Below are 23337 nucleotides of genomic sequence, written 5' to 3' on the forward strand. Positions count from 1 at the left end.
AGTGGTTTCCAACAAGAAGAATCAGGGCGAAGCGCTATTACACAAGGGGCTGTTACTACCATCGCTGCTGGCGGCCGTCGCCTGGCTCTGCGGGGCCTATTTAATCGTCGAACATATAATCACCCCCTACAACCAGGCTCAGGTACAGCAGGCAACTCGAGTACAGGGAGAAACTTTCGCTCAAAGTGTACAGGCACTGCTGGGGCAGCGCGCCCAGCAGCTGCAACAACTCGAACGCAGTGAGCAGCCCCTTGAGGAGCTACTGAAAACAGCACAACTACCGGAACAGTCTCGGGTACAGGAATTCTCGGAGTCGCAGATCCGCGTGGGCGCGGGCGAAAACCCAACCCTGAACTTCGCCCTGGTGGACCTGCTAAAGCGTGCTCGACAAGACAGCCAACAACCTTTGGAAATACTGCGCACCGGTGCCGACAACAGCTGGGAGCTTCACAATGCAATCAGCCTGGCCAAACAAAAAATCCTGATCAGCCAGCCCTTTACCGTTCTGCAAAAATCCCTGGAGGCTCTCGATAAAAACCTGGGACAAATTCAACTGATCCAGAAGTTTCCCGAATCAGCTGCTCAGCCCCTCTGGCGCGGCGGGCAGGGCGGTGGGATCAGCCACTCTGTAGCGATTCGGGATAGTTTCCTGCAGGTGCAATTCAGCCCCTCTAATGCATTCACTCAGCAGCACAGCCTGCCGACACTGTGGATTTATCTCGCCGCTGGCGCGGGCCTGCTGCTCACCCTGCTGTTCCTGATGCGCTTCTTACCGCGAGACAGCCGCGCCCCCTGGGAGCGCAGCCCAAAAAGCGGGAAGCGCGAAAGTGAGAATTTCCCAACGTCTGAGCTGCAGCAGGATAGTCAATTGGCGGTGGACCCCATACCCCAGGGGCTGGCATCGGCGCCCAGTATCTCCCCAGAGGTCCCCGTGCAGGACATGGAAAACCGCGCTGCAGAAAGGTCAGCGTCCGCATCGGGCAAACCGCAACACCAACCCACTTCCGAGTTTCCCCACCACGTGTTTCGCGCATACGATATTCGCGGCATCGCCGGTGAGGAAATCGATGAGCCCTTTGCCTACCAGCTGGGGCGGGCGCTTGGCACCCTGGCACAGCACGCCGGAGAACAGATCCTGTTGGTGGGCCGCGATGGGCGCAACAGTAGTGCATTGCTCAGCAACTGCCTGATGGAAGGCATCCTCGATAGCGGCTGCAACAGTATCGACCTAGGCCTGATTCCATCGCCACTGCTCTACTACGCCTGCGCTAAAGGCAAGAACACCAGCAGCGGCGTTATGGTAACCGCGAGCCACAACCCGGCCGAATACAACGGCTTCAAGATCGTACTCAAGGGCCGCCCCCTGTCCGAAGAAAAGTTACAGGGCCTACACCAGCTTATGCAGCAGGGGCCTTTTAAAAATGGGGAAGGCAGCAACCGCGAGCAGGATATTAAAGACAAATATATCGACGAGATCTTTAACAACGTGGCCCTGGCCGGGCAGCCACATCTGGTGGTAGATGCGGGCAATGGCGCCACTTCTGTCCTGGCACCGCGGTTGTTCGAACAACTGGGCTGCGCGGTAACCCCGATATTTTGCGAAGTAGATGGGGACTTCCCCAACCATCCCCCCGACCCCTCGCGTCCGGAAAACCTGCAGGCGTTGATCGACAAGGTGACAGAGACCGGCGCAGATCTAGGGGTGGCCTTGGATGGCGACGGCGATCGCGTCACCCTGATTTCCAGCAGCGGCCGCATCGCCTGGGCCGATCAACTGGTGATGCTGCTCGCTCGAGACATTCTGGCGCGCAACCCAGGGGAAACGATCGTCTTCGATGTGAAGAGCAGCCGCACCCTGGCCCAGCTGGTCAGCCAGTATGGCGGCCGCCCGGTGATGTGGAAAACCGGCCACGCGCCGATGAAAAATAAAATGCTCGAAACCAAGGCAATTCTCGGTGGTGAGTTATCCGGCCATATTTTCATTCGGGATCGCTGGTTTGGTTTCGACGATGGTATTTACGCAGCCGCGCGCCTGCTAGAAATCATGGCCCTGCGCGAGCAGAGCTTGGATGAACTCCTAGACTCCCTGCCGCAAATGGAGAGTACTCCAGAAATATTGTTGCCCGTGGAGGAACAAGAAAAGTTCTCCCTGATAAAACAGCTGCGCGAGCAAGGTGATTTTAACAATGCCGATATCAATACTGTCGATGGTCTGCGCATTGAGTTTTCTGATGGCTGGGGACTAGTACGCGCCTCCAATACCACCAGCGCATTGACGCTGCGTTTCGAGGCCGAAAATAAAGAAGCCTTAGAACGCATTCGAAAAGTGGTCATGGCACAGATAAAGAAAATTGCTCCCACTGCTGTAGTCCCCAACTGGGAGCTACTTAACTAACGCGCCTATTTTATTCAGTGCGGCACAGGCAGGTGCCGCAACCGACTCGTGGTCGGTGCTTTATTTAATCCAAAAGACACCCAACCGCGCAGTATCTTCAGCGGCAACTGGATGGCGGGGGAAAGCCATTCAATCGCATCCCATCAAAAAGGAATGACCATGTCTCTCGATAAGAAGTCCGCTCTGCGCATCGCCCAAGTTTTGAATGAGGCTCTGCCCTATATTCAGCAATTTACCAATAAAACTGTAGTAGTGAAGTTTGGTGGCAATGCCATGGTGCATCACGAGCTGCAAAACAGCTTCGCCCGAGACATTATCCTGATGAAGCTGGTGGGCATGAACCCAGTGGTGGTTCACGGTGGCGGCCCGCAAATCGGGCTGCTGCTGAATAAACTCAATATTGAGTCCCGTTTTGTCGACGGTATGCGCGTAACCGATAGCGAGACCATGGATGTGGTGGAAATGGTGCTGGGGGGCACGGTCAACAAGCAAATTGTCAACCTGATCAATAAAAACGGCGGTCGCGCGGTGGGCGTAACAGGCAAGGATGGTTTGTTAATCGAAGCGCGTAAGCTTAACCGTAAAAACGAGAGTGCAGGCCTGCACGCCTCCGAAATTATTGATATCGGCCAGGTCGGCGAAGTGAAAAAGGTTAATACCGATGTGATCAATATGCTGATCCAAGGTGGCTTTATTCCAGTCATCGCCCCTATCGGTGTCGACAAGGAGGGCGTTTCTTACAATATCAATGCCGACCTGGTAGCAGGCAAGATCGCCGAGTGTCTGCAGGCGGAAAAACTGATGCTTCTCACCAATGTGGCGGGGCTGCAAGATAAGCAGGGAGAAGTACTCACCGGCCTGACCACACAACAAGTGGAAGAGTTAATAAAAGACGGGACAATTTACGGCGGCATGTTACCAAAGATCGATTGTGCCCTCGACGCAGTAAGAGCTGGGGTCACTTCTGCTCATATTATCGACGGAAGGGTACCTCACGCAGTGCTGCTGGAAATATTTACCGATACCGGCGTCGGCACGCTGATTACCAATCACTCAGATTAATCATAGTGAGACATAAGACGTCGCGCATTAGCGCTTGGCAATTGAAGACAGACGTACGAATCGGTAGGATTCCGCCGCCGCAATATGAAGGCGACAAGAGCAAAAATCACCGTCCGCTCCCCAAGTGGACTAAAGGCAGTCAATGAGCAGCGAAAAAATCAATCGGCGTCAACAAATTCTGGAAGCCCTGGCACATATGCTGGAAGCCAGTCCCGGCGCACGTATTACAACTGCAGCCCTGGCCAAGGAAGTTGGCTTTTCTGAAGCGGCGCTATACCGCCACTTCCCCAGCAAGTCGAAAATGTTTGAGGGTCTCATCGAGTTTATCGAGGAGACTATTTTCAGTCGTATCGCACTGATCCTCCAGGAGGAGCCCTCTGCCCTGGAGCGATGCCAGAGAATCCTGCACCTTCTCCTGGCATTCTGTGAGCGCAATCCGGGTATTACTCGTCTGCTCACTGGCGATGCATTGACCGGCGAGACCGAACGCCTGCACGGGCGCATCCTGCAGTTGTTCGACCGTCTGGAAACCCAAATCCGTCAGATTCTGCGTGAAGCGGAACTGCGCGAGCACCTGCGCCCGACCCTACCTCTGGGCGGTGCCGCGAACCTGTTGTTGGCCAGTGCCGAGGGCCGCATAGTGCAATATGTACGCAGCGGCTTTAAACGTAAGCCCACCGAGTATTGGGCCGAACAGTGGCCAGTACTGACCTCCGGCTTTTTCCGCGAGACCGTCGCTGCGGCCAGGTAACTGGCTGTGTGTCTACTGCACCGGGAAAATAAAAATAAGTGGTAAGTGGACACGCGCCTGTCAGCGCTGGGGAAATGCTTGAATGATCGGATCCGATCAGGATTTGGATGTGATTTCTGTGTAGCGTGCCGCGGCTTTATCAAACTCCTCACCGATAGAGCTGGCTTCCTCATTGCGCCGCTTGAGGCGCTCGCGCAAGACCGCGACTTCTTTCTGTAAATCGGCGATTCGCTGGAGAAGCTCCGGAGCTACCTCGCGGCCGCCGCGCTGAGTGCGCGCTGCCTGCGCTTCCTCCTGGGTAATCTGGCGGGTAAGACTGGTGATATTCGAGTGCATTATCGCCATGTCCTGTTCGACAATTGCCAGCTTGCGTTTGCGCGCACTCTCAATGTCGGCAAGGCTGTTATATCGCTTGAGCAGCTTGCGGTCCGCCTCTTCCTGTGCCTCCTGCCGGCGCTGTGCCTCAAATTCCTCGGGGCTCAACTGTGGCGGAACCACTTCTATAACACGGCCGGAGAGGTTGAGAATTTCGTAGCCCTTGCCCACGTATTCCGGCGGTACAATTTCGTTGAGCACCACGATGCCCTGCTCATCGGTATAGCGATAGAGCACCTGTTCATCGCTGGCAGCATTCGCCAGAGCACTAGACAACAAAGTGATTGAGGCCAGTAAACGTACTATGGGGGCGATTCTCAACGCTCTTCTCACTAAATGGGTGCGGCCCGCTACAATGAGCGGGCTTTTAATTAACCCGTTACGCCGTAACGTTGCCGGTAATTCACAATTTTTTGCAGGGTTTCACTATCTTGTGACTCCTGCTCGAGGAAACTGATTATATTATCCAGCTGTACAATGCTGATTACCGGGATATTAAACTGCCGCTCAACCTGCTGAATAGCGGAGAATTCACAATCCTCGCTGGCTTTTTCCTGACGATTTAAACCGATGACCACACCGGCCGCTTCGGCACCGTGAGATTCGATGATCTGCATCACTTCACGCACCGCAGTACCGGCCGTAATCACATCATCAATGATCAAAACCTTGCCATTAAGCGGCGCACCCACTAAGGTTCCGCCTTCGCCGTGATCCTTGGCCTCTTTGCGGTTGTAGCAGAAAGGCTTATCGACCCCTTTCTGTGCCAATGCCACGGCAGTCACCGCACCCAGCGGGATACCCTTGTAAGCCGGTCCGAAAATGACATCAAACTCTACTCCCGAAGCGATAATCGCCTCGGCGTAAGCCTGTCCCAGTGCGGCCAATGCCGCACCGGTGTGGAAGCGGCCGGCATTGAAAAAATAGGGACTTTGACGGCCTGATTTCAGAGTGAAGTCACCAAAACACAACACCTGATGATCCAGGGCCAGTTGGATAAAATTGCGCTGATATTGCTGCATGGAAAATTGTTAACTATTGGCTAAGGTGAAGGGAGACCTCCCCGTAGCATTTCCGGGGATAGGCATGCAAATAATGTTTCTAATGATACACAGTCCGCTGGTAAGGGGCTAATAATGCGAATAGTGAGCTTGTCTGTAGACGGCGTTCATCAGGCCGCACAACGCGGTCTCTACGATTGGTTAGCTGAGCAGGATGCAGACATTATCTGCCTACAGGACCTGCGCTCTTTGGAGCCGGAGCTAGACCACCCCATATTCCACCCCGACGGCTATTACAGCTACTTCTTTGATTCTGGAACGCCCCATGAGAACGGCGTGGCTATCTATACGCGCAACCAACCCAAAGCCATTATTTTCGGCATGGGCTTCGCCAACGGTGAGGATATGTACGGGCGCTATTTACAGGCGGATTTTGAACGCCTGAGCGTCGGCTCGCTGTTAGCGCCGGTGGCCACCGACGAGGCTTCGCTGGAAAAGAAAGTCCAGTTTTTCGACGATATGCAAGCGCATTTGCACAAGATCAGCCGCAAGCGCCGCGACTTTATTTTCTGTGGTAATTGGGGCATGGCACACCGCCGCGCCGATGTGCAGAACTGGCAGGACCACCAGGACAGTCCCGGTTTTATGCGTCACGAACAGCGCTGGCTGGACCAGTTGTTCAACGAGATTGGTTATGTCGACGCCTTCCGCCGCGTCGTCAAGGACACCGATGAATTTACCTGGTGGCCGAGTGGCACCGTGGGTGAGGGCGATGGCTGGCGCACCGACATGCAGATCGTATCGCACGGGTTGAAAAACCGTATCGAATACGGCGCGATCAACAAGAATGTCACTTTCTCCAGCCACCTGCCGCTGATGATGGATTACGACCTGGAAGTGTAAGCGGCGAAGGACTCGGCTCGATACAGAGTGGGCCGAGTCCCTATACGAATGGGCCCGCTCTACAATAGAGCCGGCCTCATCTCAGCAAACTATAAAATCTCACTCATCCAGGGCTTTCTGCTGCAATTCGATCAGTTCATCGATTCCCGCTTTACCCAAGCCAAGCATCTGCGCGAACTCTTTCTCGGAAAAAGGCTTGCCCTCCGCCGTACCCTGCACCTCGATCATGCCGCCGTCTGCCGCCATCACCAGGTTCATATCGGTATCGGCCGCACTGTCCTCCGGATAATCCAGATCCAGTACCGGCTCGCCTTCATAAATGCCCACAGAAACCGCCGCTACCAGATTGAGCAACGGGTCCTCGGTGAGAATTTTTTCCCGTTGCATGTGCCGAAGAGCATCCACTAACGCCACACAAGCGCCAGTAATCGCCGCCGTGCGCGTGCCGCCATCGGCCTGGATCACATCGCAGTCCAATGTAATTTGGTTCTCACCGAGTTTTTCCAGGTCCACCGCTGCACGCAGGGAGCGGCCAATCAACCGCTGGATTTCCACCGTGCGGCCGCTCTGTTTGCCCTTGGCAGCCTCGCGCGGCATACGCGAACCGGTGGAGCGCGGCAGCATGCCGTATTCGGCAGTAATCCAGCCGCTGCCCTGGCCGCGCAGGAAGCGCGGCACTTCACTCGATACTGAGGCGTTACACAGGACCTTTGTGTCGCCAAATTCTACCAACACGGAGCCCTCGGCGTGGCGGGTGTAGTTTCGGGTAATTTTTATCGGACGCAGTTGCGCCGCCGCGCGGCCACTGGGACGCTGCATAGCTCACCTCAGTCAATGAATGAAAGCCCTGCATTATATACCCCCACATGGATATCCGAACGCTGTGCTATGATGCCGGGCCGATAAATACGCCTGCAGGGGACGAGCAATGGCCAATAACCGGGAACAGAACAAAGTGCGAAGCATGACAGCCTTCGGTCGCGCCGAAGCCGCTTATGCCACAGGAAACGCCATTTGGGAGCTGCGCTCGGTCAATCATCGCTACCTGGAGCCGCACTTCCGCCTGCCAGAAGTCGCCCGTCCCTTGGAAGCTCAGCTGCGCGATATCTTGCGGAAAAATTTATCCCGCGGAAAAGTGGAACTCACGCTTACGGTGAAACCCAACAATGTGGAAACTAGCGGGCTCGAAATTAACCAGCCGCTGGCACAGGCACTGGTTCAGGCTGCCAAACAGGTCACCGGCGGCGTAGAGGCCCAGCCGCTCAACCCCCTGCAAATTCTCCAGTGGCCCGGCGTCATCAGTGAACCGGAAGCCGATACCGAACAGCAACCCACCACTATTTTGCAGGCATTTCGCGAAGCGCTGGAACAACTGCGCGCAAATCGCGAACGCGAAGGTGCAGAGCTGGCCAAATTTATCGAGGCCCGTTTAAAAAGTATTGAAGAGCAGGTGGCATTGGTGCGTGAGCAGCTGCCCCAAATTTTAGAGGCACAGAGAGAAAAACTGCGCAGCCGCCTGGAAGAGCTGTCTGTGGAACTGGACAAGGAGCGCCTTGAACAGGAAATTGTGCTGCTCGCTCAAAAAGCTGACGTAGACGAAGAGCTGGACCGTCTCAATGCCCACACTGCAGAAACCCGCCGGGTACTCGCCGGTGGTGGCGCTATAGGCCGACGCTTGGATTTTCTTATGCAGGAGTTTAACCGCGAGGCCAATACTCTGTCCTCCAAGTCCGTGGTAACCGATACCACCCAGGCTGCGGTAGAGTTGAAAGTATTAATCGAACAGATGCGTGAGCAAGTGCAGAATATTGAGTAAGGAAATTATGGGGTTTTTAACTGCAGCCAAACTAAAGACCCCATATTAACACTACCCATCAGCCTTTTTTTGTCCTCTCACACCGTACATCGAACAGTATTAACTATGCAAAACAATATAAAATGGGTTGGGGCTATATTCTTAGTTTTAACCGCTATTGAAATTGTTAATCTATTTACCGGCCGAGCACTGAACTATTTTGGCCTGATTCCTCGCTCCATCAACCACCTCCCCCATGTTTTTTCCGCTCCCCTGTTGCATGGAAGCTTCTGGCACTTCCTGTCAAACATCGTAACCCTGTGCGTTTTCAGCTTTTTGCTATTGCAGTATGGAGTGAAAACCTATTTGAAGGTGACATTGATGATTATTGTCACCACCGGGCTTGCAGTCTGGCTATTTGCCAGAGGGGGAAACCACCTCGGTGCCAGCTCAGTGATCTATGGTTACTTTGGATTTTTACTGCTGGCCGGGTTTATCAGCAAACAGTTTTTTCGATTAATGATATCGATTTTTGTCGGATTGGTTTATGGCGGACTTATTTTCGGAGTACTGCCACAAGGAAAGTATATTTCCTGGGAATCGCATCTGTTTGGTTTTCTATTCGGCCTGATGGCCGCAAAAATGTGGGCACACACACCTAACTATATTACGGCCCGAGAGGCAGCTTCTAAAAATTAGCGATTCCTCCTTGGCAGGTTCACAGCAAACCTAGAGGGAAGAGGTTAACTATTCCCAGATTGCACTCAAAAGAATTCAAAAAATAAATCCCCTTATCACAATCTGGATAAAGCATCGAATGATGTTTTAGGCGGAGTACAGATCTGCGGTGGTAATCGATAAAGAATTATCACCGTAAAATCCGGCTAGGCCATCACTGACTGACGACTCGTGTATGCTCCGGGAAAAATCCTGAGGCAAACAACCCCCTTTGTGAACTCTTTTGCGGACTCTCCTGTAAACGCCTCGGAATGGCATAAGGTGAGTTCCTGTCTTACCGGGAAATGACATTATTTTTTCTTACCGCTATTAGCCATTTCTCATCAGCCAGCCCCCGTGAACTACAACACACCCTCCCATTGACCAAGTTCTCGTTACCTGACTTTTTTCTGAAAATTTATAAATTTGTCGTCATAAGCCACACAAATTCCAACTCCTCTACTGAGGACAATAATTTCAAAATCGTTATATACCTGTATCAAAATGAAACCTTGGTACTATTTTGGGTCTTTTTAACCGCCAAAAGCCTAATAAGGCGGCTATCCAGATCTCTGTGCTGGCGGATTTTTTTCTGTCAGCGGGAGTTCTTTTCAGGAGTGACCGGCACACCAACTGACCTATTGGTGGCCGGAAAACAACAATTTCGAAGAGATAACAATAATGACCTCACCATTAAAAAGCCTTCGGCAGAAGACCGCTCTGGCAAGCGTATTCACACTGCTGTGCACCGCGCCATTCGCCGCCCTGGCTCAGAGTGCTGACAACACCCCGCTAACGGATCGCATCATCATTAAATACAAGGAAGGTGCCAAAGTAGGCCGTGCAGCCAGCATGGCCAGGGACACTGTGGAAAAAGCCTCCCGTCGCGCTGGCCACAAAATGCGCCACCTGCGCCGTATGGCCACCGGCGCTCAGGTAATGCGCCTGGAAGGTCGCAAAAACAGAGCGGAAATGAACGCGATTATCAACCGCCTGAAGCAAGATCCAGATGTGGAGTACGCCGAGCCGGATTTGATGATGCGCGCAATGGCTGTGCCCAACGACTCTAGCTATCTCAACCAGTGGCACTATTTTGAATCCACCGGCGGCCTGAACCTGCCATCGGCCTGGGATGTCACCCAGGGTGAGGGAGCGGTTGTCGCAGTGCTCGACACCGGTTATCGCCCACACCCCGATCTGGTGGACAATATTCTGCCGGGCTATGACATGATTTCCGACACCTTCGTGTCTGTAGACGGTGATGGCCGTGATAGCGATGCCACTGACCCAGGCGACTGGTATACGGATAAAGCCTGTGGCGATGATCCTCGCATCCCCTCGGAAAGCGACAGTAGCTGGCACGGCACCCATGTCGCCGGCACCATCGCAGGCGTCACCAATAACAATATGGGTATCGCCGGTGTTGCCTACAAAGCCAAGATCGTACCGATACGCGTGCTCGGCCGCTGTGGTGGCTATACCTCAGATATCGCTGACGGCATCATCTGGGGCGCCGGCGGCTCTGTCAGCGGCCTGCCATCCAACCCCAACCCCGCCCAGGTGCTCAACCTGAGCCTCGGTGGTGGTGGCAGCTGTGCCACGACTACTCAGAATGCCATCAACACCGCACGCAGCCTCGGCGCTACCGTCGTGGTCGCCGCCGGTAATGAATCCGATAACGCCAGCCAATACACTCCCGCCAGCTGCGATGGGGTAATCACCATTGCTTCAACCAACCGCGATGGTGGCCGCTCTTACTTCTCCAACTACGGCAGCGTAGTGGATGTTGCGGCACCGGGAGGCGCGCAGAGTTTTGCTAACGACCCGAACGGCATTCTCTCCACCCACAATAGTGGCAGTACGATCGCGGGCAGCGATAGCTACGTCTACATGCAGGGCACCAGTATGGCAGCGCCCCATGTTGCCGGTGCCGCCGCACTACTGTATTCGGTAAACCCCGGCCTGGGCCCGGACGACATCGAATCAATACTCACCACCACCGCACGTAGCTTCCCGTCTTCATGCAGTGGCTGTGGTGCCGGTATCGTCGATGCGGCAGCGGCCGTTGCCATGGCGAGTGGCGGTAGCGATGGTGACGGTAACGGCGACGGTGGCGACAACGGAAATGGCGGCGGTGTCAGCTGGACCGAAACCAACCTTTCCGGCAACTCCGGCAGCTGGAGCGACTTCACTATCGAAGTTGCTGCGGGTACCTCGAGCCTGAATATTGAGATGTCCGGCGGCAATGGTGAAGTCGATCTCTATGTGCGTCACGCCAACTACCCGACTCTGCGCAGATATGATTGCCGCCCCTACCTCTGGGGTAATGAAGAGACCTGCACCATCAGCAATCCAGATTCCGGTACCTGGTATGTCAGCGTGTATGGTTATGACTCCTACAGTGGCGTTACCCTGAAGGCCGAAACAACTCCTTAAGAGAACCCTCTGGCCGGCACTTTAAACAGCCGGCCTTTAATAGGGAGGTATTTTGGTGCGACTAAGCAGCAAATAGCTGAAATACCTCCCTTAAATGGTGCAAGGCACATAACAAAGGTTAGAACTTCTCCGCCTCTTAGGTAGAGGAGCGCATCTCTGTAACCTTGCACCAATCCCCAGCTTTGCCAGCAATACCGTCAGACCTCCTTAGTGCACTTTTTTCGGGCACATATTTTGCCTGTTAGTTAACGGTGCCTCGCCTTACGCAGCCCAATCAATAGCGGTGCACCCGGATTGATATCCATGTCAGCAAAATGCTGACTGGGGCAACAACCATCACGGAGAGATAACAATAATGAAAACATCACTGAAAAACCTACTGCAAAAATCTGCACTGGCCAGCCTATTTTCACTACTGTGCGCGAGCCCCTTCGCCGCCCAAGTGGAGAAGACAAGTAGCACTCAAATTACCGATCGCATTATCGTGAAATACAAGCAAGGGGCCAAAGTAGGGCAGGCTGCCAGCCTGAGCCCGGAAACAATGGCAAAGGCCTCCCGTCGCGCCGGCCACAAGATGCGCCATCTGCGCCGTATGGCTACTGGTGCACAGGTGATGCGACTGGAAGGCCGTAAAAACAAGGCTGAACTGGAAGCCATCATCAGCCGCCTGAGACAGGATCCAGATGTCGAATATGCGGAGCCGGATCTGATGATGAAGGCCATGGCCGTGCCTAACGATCCCAGCTACTACGACCAATGGCACTATTTCGAATCCACCGGCGGCCTCAACCTGCCTGCAGCCTGGGACAGCGCTCAGGGTGAAGGTGTCGTGGTCGCAGTGATTGATACCGGTTACCTGCCCCACGCAGACCTGGTCGCAAATATCCTGCCAGGCTACGACATGATTTCCGATACCGACGTCTCTGTGGATGGCGATGGTCGCGATAGCGATGCCACCGATCCCGGTGACTGGTACACCAACACCCACTGCGGCGACCCGAGCTACCCAGAGATGGACAGCAGCTGGCACGGCACCCATGTGGCCGGCACCATAGCGGCGGTCACCAATAATAATATGGGTATCGCCGGGGTGGCCTACAAAGCGAAAATTGTCCCGGTACGCGTGCTTGGCCGCTGCGGTGGCTACACCTCGGACATCGCCGACGGCATTATCTGGAGCGCCGGCGGTTCCGTTAGCGGCGTGCCGAATAATCAAAATCCAGCGCAAGTGTTGAACCTGAGCCTGGGTGGCAGTGGCCGCTGCGACACCACGACACAGAATGCCATCAATACCGCGCGTAGCCTTGGTGCCACCATTGTGGTTGCCGCAGGTAACTCGGCCCGCAATGCCCGCCGCTACTCGCCGGCTAGCTGCTCCGGGGTTATTACTGTCGCCGCCACAGACCGCTCCGGTGGTCGTGCCTACTACTCCAATTACGGAAGTGTGGTCGACGTGGCCGCTCCCGGAGGTGAGATCAATGTAGTCAGCAGCGATGGCGTACTTTCCACCCTCAACAGCGGCAACACATTTGCCGGTACTGATGCCTACGCTTTCTATCCCGGTACCAGCATGGCCACCCCCCATGTGGCTGGCGCTGCGGCACTAATTTATTCGGTAAACCCCAGCGTGACCCCGGATGAGGTGGAATCGATTCTCACCAGTACCGCGCGCAGCTTCCCGGCGAGCTGTTCCCGCTGTGGCTCCGGTATTGTCGATGCCGCCGCCGCGGTAGCAGCGGCCAGTCTTCAATAGAAGGACTTCTCTCTGGAGCGGTCGTAAAGGCCGCTTCTGTTTTCACCCCTTTACCCATTCACCTTTTCACCCCGCGTACACTTCTGACTTCCTTTCCGGTTCCACACCGGGTTTCATTCCTGAACCCAATCCCAGTCCAAGCTACCCCCATCTCAAAGCTGCCGTATTAACAGGCTCAACAATCACCCGAATCCGACTGGAAATACTGACGGATTTCGGAATCCAGATCCTGTGGATATTTTTACCTCTAGCCCCATGTGGCAAAGTCCAGCGATACGGTATGAAGCAATAACAATAAGAGGTCGCCGTGGATCTGATTACCTTCGCCATCCCCTTTTTCCTGATCGCCGTGCTCACCGAGCTCGCCCTGGACCGCTGGAAAGGTTGGGGGCTTTATCGCCTCAACGATGCTCTGGGCAACCTGAGTACAGGCATTCTCAGCCGTATCTTGGGCCTTACCTACAAAAGCCTGTTTTTGGTGATTTACATCCCGCTATTCCAGCTGCTGCAGCCTTACTACCAGGCAGTCGGCTTTAACTGGTCTATGAGCAACGGATGGCATCTGGCGCTGGCCGTTCTCGCTTACGACTTTTGTTATTACTGGAAGCACCGCATCTGCCATGAGGTCAACGTGTTTTGGGCGGAACACTTGGTTCATCACCAAAGTGAGGATTACAACCTTACCACCGCTCTGCGCCAGTCCAGTGGGGGCCTGCAGTTGGATTGGGTGTTCTATTTGCCCCTGCTATTGATTGGCCTGCCGGCGGAAATGGTGATCGCCGCAGGTGCTATAGATCTGATTTACCAATTCTGGGTACACACCCAAAAAATTCCCAAAATCCGCTGGATGGAATGGTTACTGATCACCCCTTCCAACCACCGCGTACACCATGCGCAGAACAAGGTTTATGTGGACAAAAATTATGGCGGTATCCTGATTTTATGGGACCGACTGTTCGGCACCTATCAAGAGGAACTGAAAGAGGAGCCGTGTATTTACGGTGTGCGCAAACCCCTCAATACTTTCGATCCGCTGGCGGCCAACCTGCAACATTTAAAACGCATGGCTCAGGACGCCTGGTATACCAAAAACTGGTGGGATAAATTTACCCTTTGGTTCCGCCCCACCGGCTACCGTCCCGCCGATGCCGAAGCAGCGATGCCAGTGCCCTCAACCAATTTGGCGCATTTCCAGCGTTACAATCCACAGATTCGTCGGGGCCGGCGTAACTATGCGCTGGGCCAGCACCTCTGCTATTCCGCCGCTACCCTGGCCCTACTCTGGTACTACCAGAGTCTGGAGATTTCCTCACTGCTGGCCGCAGTGGCCCTGTTGGTTTTTGGCCTTGTGGTCAATGGGCGCATTCTCGATAACCACCCCCTGGCAAAATATCTGGAGCCTCTGCGCCTGACCCTCTACTGCGGAGCCCTTCCGCTGTTAAGTGCACAATTTGTCCCAGTTTTTAGCACTTATATCGCACTCAGCGCTCTGGCCTGGGGGTGGTTGGCAATCACTGGCAAAGAGGATACAGTCGCTGTCGTTTGCGATTAGCAACCAGGAGTGAACCTCGATTGCAGGATGTTGGTGGTGATCGAGCAATCTCCCGCTGGGCGATCCCGGCCGGGCTCAGGAGGCAGTTTGTAGCGCCCCCTGAAACTCCCAACACATACCCCCCAACTCCGGCCGGGGTTTAGCCTTTTCTCCCTATATCTCCTTGGGATTCCGCAACTGCCGGTCACCGCTCGGGTAACGGCTTCGGTTATACTGCGCGCTTTGCCCCCTAACAGGATCAGTTGTGCAAACAGGAACCCTCTATACCGTATCCGCCCCCTCCGGTGCTGGGAAAACCAGCCTCGTCAAAGCGCTGGTGGATAGCGACAGTCAAATCACCGTTTCTACCTCACACACCACCCGGCCTATGCGCCCCGGTGAGGTCAACGGCGTCGATTACCATTTCGTGTCGCGTGAAGAGTTTCTGGCAATGCTTGAGCAGGATGCTTTCTTCGAGCACGCCCAGGTATACGGTGATAATTACTACGGGACTTCCAAGGGCAGTATCGAGGAAATTCTCGCCAGCGGACGCGATGTGGTTCTGGAAATCGACTGGCAGGGCGCCGCCCAGGTGCGTCGGCTGCACTCGGAAACCATCGGCATTTTTATTTTGCCGCCCTCCCAAGAAGCGCTGCGCGAACGCCTCACCGGCCGCGGCCAGGATGACGAAAGTGTAATCGAGCGCCGTATGGATCAGGCCATCGATGAAATGGCCCACTATGTAGAAGCCGACTATCTGGTGATCAACGACGATTTCGAGCAGGCCCTGGTGGAGCTTCGCTCCATTTTCACCGCCCAGCGCCAACGCCTGGAAAAGCAACAGAAACGCCACGGTGATCTGTTGCAGGCACTGCTGCGCCATTGAGCCGGTTGATCGAATTGCGTACACTCCGCGGTCCGGTAAAATAACCGGTCCCCCGAACAGAATTCGCCCTCCCGGGCACAGTGAATGGAACCGAAAGTTTATGGCACGTATCACCGTTGAAGATTGCCTGGAGCACGTCGACAATCGCTTCGAACTCGTAATCGTGGGTAGCAAGCGCGCCCGTCAGATCGCCACCGGCGGACAGGATCCGATGGTTCCAGAAGAGAACGACAAGCCCACAGTTATCGCCCTGCGCGAAATCGAAGAAGGCCTGGTAGACGCGAGTATTCTCGATCAGCCCGACCGCGAAGAGGCCCCGGCACCCATGGCCGCCCCGGCTTATCTATCCGACCAGGAAATCTGATTTCGATCTGTTCTGACCCAGAGTTTTATGAGTTATATGAGAGGCGCGCGCGGCATTGCACACCATCGATAGTCTGGCCCACCGCCTCTCCTCATACCTGCCTCCCGAGCAAATCCAGATAGTCCGTCGCGCCTATTTCTATGCGGAACAGGCCCACGACGGTCAGCAGCGCCGTTCCGGCGAGCCCTACGTGACCCACCCTCTGGCGGTGGCCACAATTCTCGCCGGCATGCATATGGATCACGAGAGCCTGGCGGCGGCCATGCTCCACGATGTGATCGAAGACACCGGAATCCCCAAAGCCGCTCTGGAAGAGCAGTTTGGTGGCGAGATTGCCGATATCGTCGACGGCGTTTCCAAGCTGACCCAGTTTGAGACGGATAGCGCTGCGGAAAAACAGGCGGAAAACTTCCAGAAAATGGCCCTGGCCATGGCGCGCGATATCCGCGTGATTTTGGTCAAGCTGGCCGACCGTCTGCACAATATGCGCACCCTCGGCGCGCTCAAGCCGCAAAAGCGTCACCGCATCGCCCGCGAAACCCTGGAAATCTATGCACCCATTGCCCACCGCCTGGGGATGAACGATGTGCGTATCGAATTTGAGGACCGCGCCTTTTTTGCGATTCATCCGCTGCGCGCCAGCCGACTTCGCGCCGCGCTGGTAGCCGCGCGTGGCAATCGCAAGGAACTGTTGGAGCAGATTCAGAACGCCATAGAACTGCGCCTGCAGCGGGAGGGGATAAGCTCCCTGGTGATCGGCCGCGAAAAGCACCTGTTCAGCATCTACCAAAAGATGCGCACCAAGAAGAAATCCTTTAAAGAGATCATGGATGTCTACGCTTTCCGCATCATCGTGGACAGCGTGGACACCTGCTACCGGGTGCTGGGTGTGATGCACAGCCTGTACAAGCCGGTCATCTCCGAATTCAAGGATTATGTTGCCATCCCCAAATCCAATGGGTATCAGTCCCTGCACACCGTGCTGCTGGGCATGCACGGTGTGCCCATTGAAGTGCAGATTCGCACCAAGGAAATGGATGAAATGGCCAACAGCGGCATCGCCGCCCACTGGCTGTACAAGGCCTCCGGCGATGAGGTAATCAATACTGGCGGTACCAGCCAGGTGCGCGCTCGCCGCTGGGTGCAGGGCCTGCTGGAAATGCAACAGCGCGCCGGCGACTCCCTCGAGTTTATCGAGAACGTTAAAATCGACCTCTTCCCCGACGAGGTCTATGTCTTCACCCCCAAGGGGCAGATTATCGACCTGCCCGCCGGTGCCACCGCGGTGGATTTCGCCTACTCAGTGCATACGGATATCGGCAACTCCTGTGTGGCAGTGCGGATCAACCAGCGCCTGGCCCCCTTGTCTCAGCCGTTAGCCAGCGGGCAGAAGGTGGAAATTCTCACCCGTAAAAACGCCCAGCCAAATCCCAACTGGCTCAATTTTGTGGTCACCGCCAAGGCCCGCAGCGCCATCCGTCACTTCCTCAAGCACCAGCGCCACCACGACTCCATCGCTCTGGGACGGCGCCTGCTCGAAAAGGCCCTGGGTAAATTTAATACCCGCCTGGAAGAACTGACACCGGAGCAATTGGAGCAGGGACTGCATGAAGCCAAGTGCCCCACGTTGGAAAAACTGCTGGAGGAGATCGGCCTCGGCAATAAGGTAGCCTTCTCCGCAGCCAAGCTATTGGCCCCCTCCCACAGCGAAGAGGCGGAAGCAAGCAACATCTCCTCACCACTGACCATCGACGCCCAGGAGGGCATGATGATCAGTTTCGCACGCTGCTGCCGGCCAATTCCGGGGGATACCATTATCGGCCATATCAGTTCGGGCAAAGGCGTGGTGGTTCACAGGGATACCTGCCGCAATACCAACGAATTCCGCGAGCACCCTGAAAACCTCATGCCAGTGAACTGGTCGCCGGATGTGCGCGGGGAATTCCTCGGCGATGTGCGGGTGGAAGTGGAGTCTGAGCGCGGCATTATCGCGCGTCTGGCCACTCGCATTACCGAAGAGGGCGCCAGTATCGAGCAGATCAACGTGGACGAGAAGGACGCCCACAACAGTGTGATTTCTCTCACTTTGGAAGTGAGCGGCCGGATTCATCTGGCGAGGGTCATGAAGAGGCTGCGCAATCTGCCATCTGTAATCCGTATCTCACGCCCCTGAGATAATCTGGCGATATATTTGCCACCGGATCACAGCTGATAGGTTTTTGGCTTTTCTTGGCCTTTAGCGTCGCTGCCATTCAGCATTAAAGCGCGCTATATTTACCCGCTTTCTGCAAATAGCAATAAGTAATGGAGTGCCCAATGCCCAACCGCGCGATTATCAAGACAGACAAGGCTCCCAAAGCAGCCGGCACCTATTCCCAGGCGGTAAAGGTTAACGATACTGTGTACCTGTCAGGGCAGATAGGACTGGACCCCAAAACCCAGCAGATGGTTTCCGGCAGTTTTGCCGATGAGGCGCGCCAGGTTTTCCACAACCTGGGGGCGGTATGTGAGGCCTCGGATGGCTCGCTTCAGCATATTGTAAAGCTCAACCTGTACATCACCGACAGCAGCAACTTTGCTGCGGTGAATGAGGTAATGACAGAGTTTTTCCAGGAGCCATACCCGGCGCGTGCTACCGTGGTGGTTAAAGAACTGCCCCTCGGGGCGCAATTTGAAGCCGAAGGAGTGATGGTGCCCTAACTCAGCGGAGCACCATACTGCAGAGCCGGGCACACACCCGGCTCATTCACTACTCTGCCTTTCACTCTCTTAGATTTCCCACTCTTAGCTTTTACTAGCCTTCCGCTTCCAATAATGCGCTGTAGCCCACTTTGTAATCGGGGTATTGAAGCCGATAGCCACTGGCGAGCATGCGCTGATTACTGAGCTTTTTCGAGCGGCGCTCACTGGTCTGCACAATCTCACGCAGATGGGCACTGGTGTAACCCATCGCCTTCACCAGCCATTGCTGCAGTTCATACATGGGCACCGGCTTGCTGTCAGCACCGATATACAGTGGCTCCGGCTTCCAACCCTGCTTTTGCCTTTCGACCAGGTGCAGCAAAAAGCCAATGCAGTCATCCACATGAATACGATTGCTGAATTGGGGGGGCTGGGGCGGCGCACAGCGACCGGCGCGCACCTGGGAGAGCAGGCGGTCGCGACCGGGGCCATAGATACCGGCAAAACGTACAATGCAGGCACCCGGTATCGCCGAGTGAATAATATCCTCCGCCGCGAGCAGTGCCTCCCCCTGAAACCCACTGGGCATAGGGAGCGTCTGCTCATCGAGAAAATCATCGCCGCTTTGGCCATACACGCGGGTGGAAGATACCCAAATCACCATGCGCGGCGGTTTTGACAGGCGCGAAACGGCCTCACTCAGCGCCCGGGCAGTCTCCACATAGGCGCGCTGATAACCGCTTGGGGTATGTTCATCCGGGGTAAATGTGGCGAGGATAATATCGGCACCATCCGCCAGCAGGCGTTCTATATCCCCCACCTTGGTAGCATCCCCGCGGCGCCAATTGACGGCATCTGCACGTCGCTTACTCGCCAAAGCCACCAGTGGATTGCGCCGCATGCCGTATACGCTGTATTGCTTGCGATCTATGTTGAGCGCAAGACGCGCCCCGAGGTCGCCACACCCAAGGATCCAAAGCTTCTCTTTTTGTGTCATATAGTTCCCGGCAATCGGGCGCCTGGGACAGCGTCGATTGCCATATTCCCTTGATATTATGCTGTTGCGTCCCGCTGGAGAAACCCTACCTGGGGAACCCCTAGCCTTTTCTCCGGCCGTTTATGCGATACGCCAAAAATAATCCGCAAACGATTGCGGCTTTACCGTCCATGAATAACGATGCGGGGCACTTTCGCGCCTCGCCATTCCATCTGCCACTCTGATATTGAACTAATTACCGCGCCGTTTGAGTAAGCGGTAGACAGCGAGAAAGATAATCGCACCAATGGTGGCCGTTATTATGTCGCCAAATCCGAAACCGGTCACGGGTCCACCGAATCCAATTAGGGCGCCCAACCAACCACCGATAAAGGCCCCAATGATGCCAATCACCATTGTGACTATCCAGCCACCGGGATCTTTACCTGGCATGATCCATTTCGCTAAGGCACCGGCAATCAGTCCGAGAATAATCCAGGATAAAACTCCCATGGCGTTTCTCCATTCTGTTGGCCCACATAAGATATAGCAAAATTTTGCGCCTCAATCCCATATACCCTTCCATAATTAGTAATTTTTTCCAACTTTGTGCTTGAGGCGACAGCTTGAAGTTCAGTAGTGGCCAGCGGCCATTATTTATGAATAATAGCTATCAACTACTATTCTTTAATTGTCTTTACCATGACCCTCAATGAACTGCGCTACATAGTCACTCTCGCTCAGGAACAGCACTTCGGCCGCGCTGCCGAACGCTGCTTCGTCAGCCAACCGACCCTGTCTATCGCGGTAAAAAAGTTGGAGAAAGAGTTGGGGGTCGCCCTGTTCGAACGCTCCAAGACCCGGGTACAAGCCACGCCGCTGGGAGAGCGCATTGTCGCCCAGGCCCAACTGGTGCTGGAGCAATCCGCCGCCATTAAAGATATCGCCAGCGCCGGTAAGGATCAGCTGGCGAGCCCCCTCTCGGTTGGGGCGATATTCACCATCGGTCCCTATCTGTTCCCTCACTTTATTCCGCAGCTACAGCACTTGGCACCGGACATGCCTCTTTATGTAGAAGAGGGCTATACCGCTACCCTGCGCCAGCGCCTGCGCAAGGGGGAGTTGGATGCAATCATTATTGCGCTTCCATTCACCGAGCCCGATGTGGTCACCCAGCCACTTTATGACGAGCCCTTTGTAGTTTTGATGCCGGTGGGACACCCCCTTGCACAGCAAGAGTTCATAGAGCCCGAACAGCTCACCAAAGATAATGTACTGCTGCTGGGGGAGGGCCACTGTTTCCGTGACCAGGTGCTGGAAGCCTGCCCACATTTGCAGGTGACTATGGACAAGGAGAGTGGCGGTGGAGGCATTCGCACAGCTGCCGATGGCAGTTCGCTGGAAACCCTGAGACACATGGTGGCTTCCGGGCTCGGCATCACCGTACTGCCATTCTCCGCTGCCACCGCCTCGCAATATGCCAGCGGGCTGCTGGAGACCCGCCCCTTCAAGGCACCCGGCCCTCGACGCACCGTCGCCCTGGCCTGGCGCGCCAGTTTTCCACGCCACCGTGCTATCGATATATTGCGTGAGGCCATCAGCCAGTGTCACCTGATCGAGCCATAAACAGCCTCGCGGATCAGCCGGTCACCAACCTCAAAGGGGTAGGGGACAAGTTTGCCCAGGTGCTGGCCAAACTGCATATCCACTCCCTGCAGGACCTGTTGTTCCACCTGCCACTGCGCTACCAGGATCGCACCCGAGTCGTGCCGGTGGCCGGACTCACCGCCGGCATGGACGCCGTTATAGAAGGTGAAGTGACCGCAGCCGATGTGGTCTTCGGCCGCCGACGCAGCTTGGTAGTGAAGCTGCAGGATATGAGCGGCAGTATCACCCTGCGTTTTTTCCACTTTTCTGCAGCGCAGAAAAACCGCTTTGCCCGCGGTGTGCGCCTGCGTTGCTTCGGCGAGGCACGACGCGGCGCCGCCGGCCTGGAGCTGTACCACCCGGAAACTGAGGTGGTCGGCAGTGAAAACGCCGCTACCGAGGAAACCCTGACACCGGTTTACCCCCTGACCGAAGGCGTCAGCCAGGGGCGTATGCGCGGCCTGATGCAGCAGGCAGTGGCTCTACTGCGAAGCGGAGCGGTTACTGAGCTGCTACCCGCTGAGTTATTGCCAAAAACACTGCGTTATCCCCTGAGTGACGCCCTGATTTATTTGCATTCGCCCCCTGCCGGCACTCAGCTGGAACAGCTCGCCGCCGGCACGCATCCCGCGCAGCAGCGCCTGGCATTGGAAGAACTGCTCGCACACCACTTGAGCCTGCTGGAACTGCGGCGCAACAGCGCCAGGGTCGCGGCACCGCCACTACCCGTAAACGAATCCCTGGAGAGGGATTTTCTCTCGCGCCTGCCATTTGCGCTCACCGGTGCACAACAACGGGTCTGCGAGGAGATCGCCGAAGACCTCGCCCAGGACATCCCCATGATGCGCCTGCTGCAAGGAGATGTCGGCGCCGGCAAAACTCTGGTAGCCGCCATGGCCGCCCTCAAAGGCATCGGCGCTGGGGCTCAGGTGGTGGTGATGGCACCGACAGAGATTCTCGCCGAACAACACCGAATCAATTTCTGCAACTGGCTTGAACCTCTCGGTGTTCAGGTCGCGCAACTCACCGGCAGCTTAAAGGCCGCCGAGCGACGCGAGCAGTTGGGAAAAATTGCCAGTGGCGAGGCGCAGCTGGTGGTGGGCACCCACGCACTCTTCCAGGAAGGCGTGGTGTTCCACAACTTGGTGCTGGTAATTATCGACGAGCAGCACCGCTTCGGGGTGCGCCAGCGTTTGGAGTTGCGCGAGAAAGGCGCTGCCAGCGGAGCGACCGGCAGGTTGCAACCACACCAGTTGATCATGACCGCTACCCCGATACCCCGCACACTGGCGATGTCCGCCTTTGCCGACCTGGATTGCTCCATCATTGACGAGCTGCCCCCCGGGCGCCAGCCGATCAACACCGTGGCAATCTCCAACGATCGCCGCGATCAGGTGATGGAAAGAGTGCACAGTGCCATCGCCGAAGGACGCCAGGCCTATTGGGTCTGTACCCTGATTGAGGAGTCCGAGAGTCTGCAGGCTCAGGCAGCGGAGTCCACCGCCGAGGAATTAGCGGAGATGCTCGACGGTGCGCGCGTAGCCCTGGTACACGGGCGCCTCAAGCCAGAACAGAAAGAGCAGGTTATGAGTGCCTTTAAAGCCGGTGAGGTTGACCTGTTGGTGGCAACCACAGTGATTGAGGTCGGGGTGGATGTGCCCAATGCCAGCCTGATGATTATCGAAAACCCCGAGCGCCTGGGCCTCGCCCAGCTGCACCAGCTGCGCGGTCGGGTAGGGCGCGGTTCTATTGCCAGTCACTGTGTGCTGCTTTACGGCACTCCGCTTTCACAAAATGGCCGCGCGCGTTTACAGGCACTGCGCCAGCACAGCGACGGCTTCGCCATCGCAGAAGAGGACCTGCGCCTGCGCGGCCCCGGTGAAATTCTCGGCACCCGCCAGACCGGGGAGATCCAGCACCGCATCGCCGATCTACAGCGGGATGCGGAACTGCTGCCGCAGGTGCAAAAAATCGCCGTATCTCCAGCTCTGAGTCAGGAAATGCGCAGCCAGCTGATCAAGCGCTGGCTACAGAACAAGCCCCGCTTTGCCGAGGCTTGATAG

20 protein-coding genes are annotated in these 23337 nt (G+C 55.7%); 15 read left to right on the forward strand and 5 right to left on the reverse strand.

The features are described from left to right. Position 1: 1 nt before the first annotated feature. From ACJJID_RS17070 to slmA, 3 genes are all read left to right on the forward strand, one after another. The gene (locus ACJJID_RS17070; protein WP_444920503.1) at positions 2 to 2395 is read left to right on the forward strand and encodes a phosphomannomutase/phosphoglucomutase; all 2394 of its coding nucleotides are present in this window, start codon (positions 2 to 4) and stop codon (positions 2393 to 2395) included. Between the two features lie 159 nt (positions 2396 to 2554). Next, positions 2555 to 3457, forward strand: a complete 903-nt coding sequence (gene argB, locus ACJJID_RS17075; protein ID WP_444920504.1) for an acetylglutamate kinase — start codon at positions 2555 to 2557, stop codon at positions 3455 to 3457. A gap of 142 nt (positions 3458 to 3599) precedes the next feature. Then, entirely contained in the window at positions 3600 to 4208 is a 609-nt protein-coding gene (gene slmA, locus ACJJID_RS17080) for a nucleoid occlusion factor SlmA (RefSeq protein WP_152455863.1), read from the forward strand. A gap of 96 nt (positions 4209 to 4304) precedes the next feature. Here slmA and ACJJID_RS17085 read toward each other — a convergent pair whose 3' ends face one another. Continuing rightward, positions 4305 to 4904, reverse strand: a complete 600-nt coding sequence (locus ACJJID_RS17085; RefSeq protein WP_444920505.1) for a hypothetical protein — start codon at positions 4902 to 4904, stop codon at positions 4305 to 4307. A 50-nt stretch (positions 4905 to 4954) separates the two neighbouring features. Further along, positions 4955 to 5605, reverse strand: a complete 651-nt coding sequence (pyrE, locus tag ACJJID_RS17090; protein WP_152455867.1) for an orotate phosphoribosyltransferase — start codon at positions 5603 to 5605, stop codon at positions 4955 to 4957. Positions 5606 to 5719: 114 nt separating this feature from the next. Here pyrE and ACJJID_RS17095 point away from each other — a divergent pair, with 114 nt between their 5' ends. Next, entirely contained in the window at positions 5720 to 6487 is a 768-nt protein-coding gene (locus ACJJID_RS17095; protein WP_152455869.1) for an exodeoxyribonuclease III, read from the forward strand. A 99-nt stretch (positions 6488 to 6586) separates the two neighbouring features. Here ACJJID_RS17095 and rph read toward each other — a convergent pair whose 3' ends face one another. Then, positions 6587 to 7306, reverse strand: coding sequence for a ribonuclease PH (rph, locus tag ACJJID_RS17100; protein WP_226644123.1), 720 nt, complete (start codon positions 7304 to 7306; stop codon positions 6587 to 6589). 109 nt (positions 7307 to 7415) lie between these two features. Here rph and ACJJID_RS17105 point away from each other — a divergent pair, with 109 nt between their 5' ends. The 9 genes from ACJJID_RS17105 (at position 7416) to ACJJID_RS17145 (ending at position 18669) form a co-directional block, all read left to right on the forward strand. Further along, positions 7416 to 8303 carry a YicC/YloC family endoribonuclease gene (locus ACJJID_RS17105; protein WP_444920506.1) on the forward strand — a complete coding sequence of 296 codons (888 nt, stop codon included), beginning with the start codon at positions 7416 to 7418 and terminating at the stop codon, positions 8301 to 8303. Positions 8304 to 8408: 105 nt separating this feature from the next. Further along, positions 8409 to 8981, forward strand: coding sequence for a rhomboid family intramembrane serine protease (locus ACJJID_RS17110; protein ID WP_444920507.1), 573 nt, complete (start codon positions 8409 to 8411; stop codon positions 8979 to 8981). 699 nt (positions 8982 to 9680) lie between these two features. Next, a complete protein-coding gene (locus ACJJID_RS17115; RefSeq protein WP_444920508.1) occupies positions 9681 to 11435 on the forward strand; it encodes a S8 family peptidase in 1755 nt (584 codons plus the stop codon). A gap of 355 nt (positions 11436 to 11790) precedes the next feature. Then, positions 11791 to 13188 carry a S8 family peptidase gene (locus tag ACJJID_RS17120; RefSeq protein ID WP_444920509.1) on the forward strand — a complete coding sequence of 466 codons (1398 nt, stop codon included), beginning with the start codon at positions 11791 to 11793 and terminating at the stop codon, positions 13186 to 13188. A 307-nt stretch (positions 13189 to 13495) separates the two neighbouring features. Next, on the forward strand, positions 13496 to 14740 hold the full coding sequence (locus tag ACJJID_RS17125; protein ID WP_444920510.1) for a sterol desaturase family protein: 1245 nt from the start codon (positions 13496 to 13498) through the stop codon (positions 14738 to 14740). Between the two features lie 244 nt (positions 14741 to 14984). Next, positions 14985 to 15605, forward strand: coding sequence for a guanylate kinase (gene gmk, locus ACJJID_RS17130; RefSeq protein WP_444920511.1), 621 nt, complete (start codon positions 14985 to 14987; stop codon positions 15603 to 15605). Between the two features lie 100 nt (positions 15606 to 15705). Continuing rightward, entirely contained in the window at positions 15706 to 15969 is a 264-nt protein-coding gene (rpoZ, locus tag ACJJID_RS17135; protein WP_252086044.1) for a DNA-directed RNA polymerase subunit omega, read from the forward strand. Positions 15970 to 16024: 55 nt separating this feature from the next. Further along, positions 16025 to 18142 carry a bifunctional GTP diphosphokinase/guanosine-3',5'-bis pyrophosphate 3'-pyrophosphohydrolase gene (gene spoT, locus ACJJID_RS17140; protein WP_444920512.1) on the forward strand — a complete coding sequence of 706 codons (2118 nt, stop codon included), beginning with the start codon at positions 16025 to 16027 and terminating at the stop codon, positions 18140 to 18142. Between the two features lie 143 nt (positions 18143 to 18285). Then, positions 18286 to 18669: a Rid family detoxifying hydrolase gene (locus ACJJID_RS17145; protein WP_152455886.1), complete on the forward strand. Its 384-nt coding sequence runs from the start codon at positions 18286 to 18288 to the stop codon at positions 18667 to 18669. Between the two features lie 94 nt (positions 18670 to 18763). Here the strand turns inward: ACJJID_RS17145 and ACJJID_RS17150 are convergent, their stop codons facing one another. Both ACJJID_RS17150 and ACJJID_RS17155 read right to left on the reverse strand, forming a co-directional pair. Beyond that, the gene (locus ACJJID_RS17150; RefSeq protein ID WP_444920513.1) at positions 18764 to 19648 is read right to left on the reverse strand and encodes an NAD-dependent epimerase/dehydratase family protein; all 885 of its coding nucleotides are present in this window, start codon (positions 19646 to 19648) and stop codon (positions 18764 to 18766) included. A 231-nt stretch (positions 19649 to 19879) separates the two neighbouring features. Next, positions 19880 to 20140: a GlsB/YeaQ/YmgE family stress response membrane protein gene (locus ACJJID_RS17155; RefSeq protein WP_020413961.1), complete on the reverse strand. Its 261-nt coding sequence runs from the start codon at positions 20138 to 20140 to the stop codon at positions 19880 to 19882. A gap of 189 nt (positions 20141 to 20329) precedes the next feature. Here ACJJID_RS17155 and ACJJID_RS17160 point away from each other — a divergent pair, with 189 nt between their 5' ends. Then, positions 20330 to 21253, forward strand: a complete 924-nt coding sequence (locus tag ACJJID_RS17160) for a hydrogen peroxide-inducible genes activator (protein WP_444920514.1) — start codon at positions 20330 to 20332, stop codon at positions 21251 to 21253. Continuing rightward, the gene (gene recG, locus ACJJID_RS17165; protein ID WP_444920515.1) at positions 21232 to 23334 is read left to right on the forward strand and encodes an ATP-dependent DNA helicase RecG; all 2103 of its coding nucleotides are present in this window, start codon (positions 21232 to 21234) and stop codon (positions 23332 to 23334) included. The genes ACJJID_RS17160 and recG overlap by 22 nt, the downstream gene beginning before the upstream one ends. Positions 23335 to 23337: the final 3 nt, after the last annotated feature.

It is taken from the genome of Microbulbifer sp. CnH-101-G, assembly GCF_052466775.1.

Coding starts and splice junctions, on each gene's coding strand:
- ACJJID_RS17120 (WP_444920509.1), top strand. CDS start 11,791: ATGAAAACATCACTGAAAAACCTACTGCAAAAATCTGCACTGGCCAGC.
- ACJJID_RS17150 (WP_444920513.1), bottom strand. CDS start 19,648: ATGACACAAAAAGAGAAGCTTTGGATCCTTGGGTGTGGCGACCTCGGG.
- pyrE (WP_152455867.1), bottom strand. CDS start 5,605: ATGCAGCAATATCAGCGCAATTTTATCCAACTGGCCCTGGATCATCAG.
- ACJJID_RS17115 (WP_444920508.1), top strand. CDS start 9,681: ATGACCTCACCATTAAAAAGCCTTCGGCAGAAGACCGCTCTGGCAAGC.
- ACJJID_RS17110 (WP_444920507.1), top strand. CDS start 8,409: ATGCAAAACAATATAAAATGGGTTGGGGCTATATTCTTAGTTTTAACC.
- ACJJID_RS17095 (WP_152455869.1), top strand. CDS start 5,720: ATGCGAATAGTGAGCTTGTCTGTAGACGGCGTTCATCAGGCCGCACAA.
- ACJJID_RS17105 (WP_444920506.1), top strand. CDS start 7,416: ATGGCCAATAACCGGGAACAGAACAAAGTGCGAAGCATGACAGCCTTC.
- ACJJID_RS17155 (WP_020413961.1), bottom strand. CDS start 20,140: ATGGGAGTTTTATCCTGGATTATTCTCGGACTGATTGCCGGTGCCTTA.
- rph (WP_226644123.1), bottom strand. CDS start 7,306: ATGCAGCGTCCCAGTGGCCGCGCGGCGGCGCAACTGCGTCCGATAAAA.
- argB (WP_444920504.1), top strand. CDS start 2,555: ATGTCTCTCGATAAGAAGTCCGCTCTGCGCATCGCCCAAGTTTTGAAT.
- rpoZ (WP_252086044.1), top strand. CDS start 15,706: ATGGCACGTATCACCGTTGAAGATTGCCTGGAGCACGTCGACAATCGC.
- slmA (WP_152455863.1), top strand. CDS start 3,600: ATGAGCAGCGAAAAAATCAATCGGCGTCAACAAATTCTGGAAGCCCTG.
- ACJJID_RS17160 (WP_444920514.1), top strand. CDS start 20,330: ATGACCCTCAATGAACTGCGCTACATAGTCACTCTCGCTCAGGAACAG.
- ACJJID_RS17145 (WP_152455886.1), top strand. CDS start 18,286: ATGCCCAACCGCGCGATTATCAAGACAGACAAGGCTCCCAAAGCAGCC.